This window comes from Priestia sp. AB, from assembly GCF_028369225.1.
GTDB lineage: Bacteria > Bacillota > Bacilli > Bacillales > Bacillaceae_H > Priestia > Priestia megaterium.
This window is the reverse complement of sequence record NZ_JAQMYN010000068.1, coordinates 1-454: the sequence shown is the minus strand read 5'-3', so window position 1 is coordinate 454 and position 454 is coordinate 1. Positions and strand designations below refer to the sequence as shown.

Here is a 454-nt window from a genome sequence, read left to right as displayed (position 1 = left end):
CCACGTAATTTTAGCTTTTCAAACATCAACTTTCCTCCTCAAAATATAAATGTGGCAAAGAAGTAAAATAAGGCGCTATAAAACGCAACAGGCAAAATAAAACGCATGACCTTTGCGAACTGATCTACAAGATCAATCACACCCCATCGTTCTAATATTCGTTCAATAATAGCAATCCCTAAGACAACGCCTCCTATGGTCAAGATAGTGGGGTCAAGCATGGCAAGTGGACTGAACGGAACAAAAGAATAAGCCTTGAAGGGACGAGGTTTTGTGGAGGGATTAAAGGATGGTTTATGGAAGAAGTTTTGAAAAGTACTATCATGCTTTTTTCTCATGTTGATACCTTCTTTCACTCTTTTAATTTTTTTACTTTTTACGTACCTGTTTTTTCAGCTCGACGCATCCGGTCGCCCCCTTCGCCTCTTCGGCTCAGCTCCCTTACAGGTTCCAT

1 protein-coding gene is annotated in these 454 nt (G+C 40.5%); it reads right to left on the bottom strand.

The annotated features are described in order from the left end of the window. Positions 1-38: 38 nt before the first annotated feature. The gene (locus tag POF52_RS31045) at positions 39-338 is read right to left on the bottom strand and encodes a hypothetical protein (RefSeq protein ID WP_271998206.1); all 300 of its coding nucleotides are present in this window, start codon (positions 336-338) and stop codon (positions 39-41) included. Between the last annotated feature and the right edge of the window lie 116 nt (positions 339-454).